A 5,243-nucleotide genomic window follows, 5' to 3' on the forward strand; every position below is an offset into this window, starting at 1 on the left:
TTCGCACGTCTTTTTCTTGATATCTCTGGGCATCTGCACCATCTTGACCCGATAGAATAATGCTGTAGTCTAGACCTGGGTGACTCCATACTGTATGGCTACCTTTACCAGATCGATAAGTAAAGCCAGCACTTAATAATATTGATTTAAGTTCTCGAACTTTTTGAGGCATGGCGATCGACCGAATCTATTGCACAGACTAACACAAATAAGATTATTACAGTATAAGTAGCAGGGGATCTGAGGATGATTATTGATGACCAAGATTACGATCTAATTATCGTCGGCACAGGTGCAGGCGGCGGTACCCTCGCCCATAAACTCGCAGCCGCAGGGAAGAAAATTCTGATCCTCGAACGGGGTGATTTCATGTCTGTCGCTGCCCAAAATCGCAGCGATGTAGATGCCTTCAAACGCGATCGATATCATGCCCCAGAGCAGTGGTATGACAGTGCTGGAGAACCATTTTCGCCCCAGATGAATTACGCAGTGGGTGGGAATACCAAGATTTATAATGCCGCATTACTAAGGCTGCGAGAACGGGATTTTGAAGCGGTAAAACATCAAGCGGGAATATCACCAGCATGGTGTCTGAAATATGCAGACTTTGCACCTTACTATACCGAAGCCGAAGCCCTCTACCAAGTGCATGGGCACAGTAGCAACGATCCCACCGAACCATCCCATAGTAGCGAATATCCCTTTCCAGCGATCGAACATCAATCTCAAGTTCAAGATGTCGTCACCGCCATCGAGAAACAAGGTTTGCATCCCACCTCGATCCCCCTATCTCTAAACCACCAAGCAGCTGATCCTACGGGCGATGCCGAGATTTACGGGATTACTCCCGCCTTAAAGTATCCCAACGTCACCCTTAAAACAGGGGCAAAAGTGGTTTGTTTACACACCAATCCTTCGGGGCGGGCGGTGAAAGGGGTAGAGGCGGAAATTGGCGGACAATCCTATCTATTTTTGGCAAATATTATCGTCTTAGCCTGTGGCGCAGTGAATTCAGCCGCGCTCCTATTACATTCTCGCAACGATCTTCATCCCCAGGGATTGGCGAATAGCTCCGATTTGGTGGGGCGAAATTTAATGAAGGGTTTGATGACTGCGATAGTTCAAATCAGTACGAAACAAAATTCGGGAGTATTTCCGCGCAGCATTTATCTAAATGATTTTTATTGGGGCGATAAAGATTTCGCTTACCCAATGGGACATATTTACAATACGGGGGGACTGCTTACCGATCCAATTTTTACTGAGGCTCCACCGATGCTATCTGTGTTAGCCAAATTTATGCCAGGATTTGGGATCAAACAGTTAGCTACTCGCTCAATTGGTTGGTGGGCGCAAACAGCAGATTTACCCGATCTTGATAACCGCGTGCGATTGATAGGCAACAAAATAAATATTGACTATACACCTAATAATACCGAGGCACACGATCGATTAATTTATCGGTGGATTGAGATCTTGAAAGGGGTAGAAAAATCTCTAGATGGCTTCCAATCTGGTGTACCGCATCCCAAAGGTGAAGCACCCCTGGCTGTGATGGCGCATCAGTGTGGCACCTGTCGCTTTGGCGAAGATCCCCAAACTTCGGTGTTAGATCCCAATTGTCGTGCTCACGATCTGGATAATCTTTATGTGGTAGATGGTAGCTTTTTTCCATCCAATGCCAGTGTTAGCCCAGCCTTAACAATTATTGCTAATGCGCTCAGAGTGGGCGAACATTTGATCGATTACCTACGGTAGGCTACGCCAACGATTACAGTAAGCGTAGATCTTGTCCTGGGAGTCAAGCCTGAATTCTAGACGTTTGGGGCTTTTGTGGCACGATCGCGGGTAAATGGTGAGGACAGAAACTTGAATTTTTGGAAGAAGTCAGGTTTCTTGCAGAATTCATACCCTCATTCAGAAACGCCCAAATTTAATAGGGCGATAAATCGAGGATCGTTCCGTATTAATTGAATGAGTGAGGTTCGATTCGCATGGTTCGCACTCGATGAAGAGGTATGACAGCGCAACAAATTATTCAGCCAATTCGGGGAGAGATTTATCTGGTCAACTTTGACCCGACGATTGGATCGGAAATCAGTAAAACACGACCAGCACTAATCATCCAGAATAATATTGCTAACCAGCGTAGTCCAATTATCATTATTGCGGCAATTACTTCTAAATTTGATGATCGTTTAGATCCGACAGAGGTTCTGATCGAGCCACCAGAAGGCGGATTGAAGACAACCTCAGTAATTTTGTTGAATCAAATCCGCTCGCTCGATTAGGCTTCGCCTACGCTACGCGATCGACAACGCTTGATTAAACGAATTGGTGCGATCGATTCTGCGAAATTGAATGAAGTTGATCGAGCAATTCAAATTAGCCTTGGTTTAATAGATTTATAGTCGATCGTGTTTGAATGAGTGAAGGTGAGGCTCTATCAAGAGATCGACGCTAGAGTTTTACCTGAGCTAAAATTAGGTAACGTAGGAAATTATGCTGGTAGAGGCTTGATGCTAAATATCTCACTACCCAACCAAATTATCGACTTTATCGAGCGACAAGCGATCTCCGACGATTTTAATACGCCTAGCGAATACGTTTTTCATATTATGCTCCGAGAACAAGAGCGAAATGGGACATATTCAGAATACAGGGGGACTGCTCACCGATCCGATTTTTGCTGAAGCTCCACAGATGCTATCTGTGTTAGCCAAATTTATGCCAGGATTTGGGATCAAACAGTTAGCTACTCGCTCAATTGGTTGGTGGGTGCAAACAGCAGATTTACCCGATCTTGATAACCGCGTGCGATTGATAGGCAACAGGTACCGTGGTTGGGAGCTAATTACCGCCCGCTGGTGGGGATTTTGGCGATCGCTTTAGGTAGTGGCTTTATCAATTTAGCAATCCTCAAAGATTGGCAACTAGATCTGCTCTGAGCTGGTTCGGGCATTGTTACGGGTGATACTTTGCCAGCAGCCTCACGCGCAAGAATCGTTTATAGTGTTAGCTAAGGCTAGTTTACTCTCTTGCGATCGTTCGGGATCGATCTTCCTCATCACGATACCTACAGCAAGCGATTGAGTCGATCGAGCTTGGATCTACATGCAGTATTTATGGCTAGTATTATTGTCGATCGCCTGAGCAAAGTTTATCCGGTTGCGATCAAAGAGCCTGGTTTTCAAGGCACTCTCAAACATTTTTTCCAGCGTACTTATAAAGAAATCAACGCCGTGCGGGATGTCTCATTTGAGATCCAAGCTGGCGAAATTGTCGGCTTTTTGGGCGCAAATGGTGCGGGTAAAACCACCACGCTCAAGATGTTGAGCGGACTGATTCACCCCTCGACGGGAACTGTCAGAGTTGCCGGACACATTCCCTTCAAGCGCGAAACAGCCTTCCTCAAACAAATTACCCTGGTAATGGGGCAAAAGCAGCAGTTAATTTGGGATCTCCCCGCCCTCGATTCGCTCAAGATCAATGCTGCTGTCTATGGTTTGAGCGATCGCACAGCCGAGTTGCGGATTCAAGAATTGGCCGAAATGCTCTCGATTCAGCACAAACTCACCCAACCGATCCGCAAATTATCGCTCGGCGAACGGATGAAAGCTGAACTATTAGCAGCACTGATCCACGAACCCCAAGTGCTCTTCCTCGACGAACCGACACTCGGATTGGATGTCAACGCCCAAGTCGCCGTCCGCCAATTCTTGCGTGAATACAATCAACGCTTCAATGCCACAATTTTGCTCACCAGCCACTATATGGCGGATATTACCGCCCTATGTAATCGAGTGTTGGTGATCAATCAAGGGCAATTAATTTATGATGGCAATCTCAACGGGTTAGTCGATCGCTTTTCACCCTGTCGGGAAGTCAATGTCGAATTCAAACATATCTATCCCCGCCACAAGTTAGAAGCCTATGCAGAAGTTCGGGAAGTCGAAGGGGCATCGGCGAGATTTTTAGTCACGCAGGAATTGCTCACCAAAACTGTTTCCCAAATTTTAGGCGAACTAGAAGTCGTCGATCTGAGCATTACCGATCCGCCGATCGATGACATTATCGGCCAAGTTTTCCAATCGGGCAATGCTGAGACATTAGTAACGTCGTAAGGTGATATGACCGTATTTGCAATACCGATTATATCTACAAACCCAGGAAAACTCTGATGATTCAAGTCACCCAAGAATGCAAGAAAAGTTTTTCTAGTTTCACCTACAAAGAGGCATTTAAGCAGTTAGGATTGAACGAATTGCAGCGTTGGTAGTTAGACAACTAGATTTGCTATAATTTAAACCAAGGTTCTCTGGATTTGCAGGCATTTTGGATGACTATTGCTCAATCGCCACCGACGCTATCTTTGCCAGACCATACCCAGCTACCTGAGTCGGATGGGACGTTTGTGAAAAATTTTCAGGAACATCCCCAGAGTATCTTGTTGACTAGTTCTATTCGCCCGGTGCTGGAACAAATACATCCAGATGGACGCTACTGTATCGGTCAAGACTCCGGCATTTATTGGCGATCGATCGAGCCGCCAGAGCGGGGAGCGGAAGCACCAGATTGGTTTTATGTTCCTAATGTAGCTCCGTTGCTTGATGGCAAGTACCGTCGCTCTTATGTGATGTGGAAAGAGATCGTTGCGCCTCTAATCGCGATCGAATTTGTCGCTGGTGATGGCTCCGAAGAACGCGATGCCACTTCTTCTTTGCTCGATCCAGAAGCCAAAGCTGGAAAATTTTGGGTCTACGAACAGGCCATTCGGATTCCGTTCTATGCGATCTATGAGGTGCAGAAAGCATCTGTCGAAGTCTACGAATTGGTTGCCCAGCGATATGAACTATTAAGACCGAACGATCGCGGTCACTATCCAATTCCACCGCTCGGTGTGGAGTTAGGCATCTGGCAAGGGCAAGTAGATAATCAGACTTTGCCTTGGTTGCGCTGGTGGGATAGTAATGGCGATCTGCTACTGAGTGGAGAGGAACGGGCAGAGGTAGAGAAACAACGAGCGGAGCTAGAAAAACAACGAGCAGATCGACTTGCTGCCAAACTACGAGAACTGGGTATAGATCCCCAAGATATTTGAGCGAGGAGAGAGGATCTGTAGAGCTTCATGCCTTCCCGATTCTCGCGTCCAGCAGAGGCTTCGCCAACGAATCGTATACCCACCAGGAGTTTAACCATGCAATCAGCCCTACATATCACAGCTACAGTACTACCAGGCAACC

5 protein-coding genes and 1 pseudogene are annotated in these 5,243 nt (G+C 46.5%); 5 read left to right on the forward strand and 1 reads right to left on the reverse strand.

Annotated features, from left to right (window positions below):
* A partial coding sequence (locus tag RMO27_RS10580; protein ID WP_309732156.1) for a type II toxin-antitoxin system HicA family toxin occupies positions 1-172 on the reverse strand: 172 nt, incomplete at its 3' end.
* 74 nt (positions 173-246) lie between these two features.
* Here RMO27_RS10580 and RMO27_RS10585 point away from each other — a divergent pair.
* From RMO27_RS10585 to RMO27_RS10605, 5 genes and pseudogenes are all read left to right on the forward strand, one after another.
* On the forward strand, positions 247-1,758 hold the full coding sequence (locus RMO27_RS10585) for a GMC family oxidoreductase (RefSeq protein WP_309732143.1): 1,512 nt from the start codon (positions 247-249) through the stop codon (positions 1,756-1,758).
* 260 nt (positions 1,759-2,018) lie between these two features.
* Complete coding sequence (locus RMO27_RS10590; RefSeq protein WP_309732145.1) at positions 2,019-2,291, forward strand: type II toxin-antitoxin system PemK/MazF family toxin; 273 nt, start codon at positions 2,019-2,021, stop codon at positions 2,289-2,291.
* Positions 2,292-2,640: 349 nt separating this feature from the next.
* Positions 2,641-2,835, forward strand: a pseudogene (locus RMO27_RS10595) (dehydrogenase); the annotation flags it as partial.
* A gap of 290 nt (positions 2,836-3,125) precedes the next feature.
* Positions 3,126-4,124 (forward strand): ATP-binding cassette domain-containing protein, encoded by a 999-nt coding sequence (locus RMO27_RS10600; protein WP_309732149.1) that lies wholly within the window; start codon positions 3,126-3,128, stop codon positions 4,122-4,124.
* A gap of 215 nt (positions 4,125-4,339) precedes the next feature.
* The gene (locus tag RMO27_RS10605) at positions 4,340-5,101 is read left to right on the forward strand and encodes a Uma2 family endonuclease (protein ID WP_309732154.1); all 762 of its coding nucleotides are present in this window, start codon (positions 4,340-4,342) and stop codon (positions 5,099-5,101) included.
* Positions 5,102-5,243 lie beyond the last annotated feature (142 nt).

The organism is Chamaesiphon sp. OTE_75_metabat_556, from assembly GCF_031378165.1.
In the GTDB taxonomy this organism is placed as follows: domain Bacteria; phylum Cyanobacteriota; class Cyanobacteriia; order Cyanobacteriales; family Chamaesiphonaceae; genus Chamaesiphon.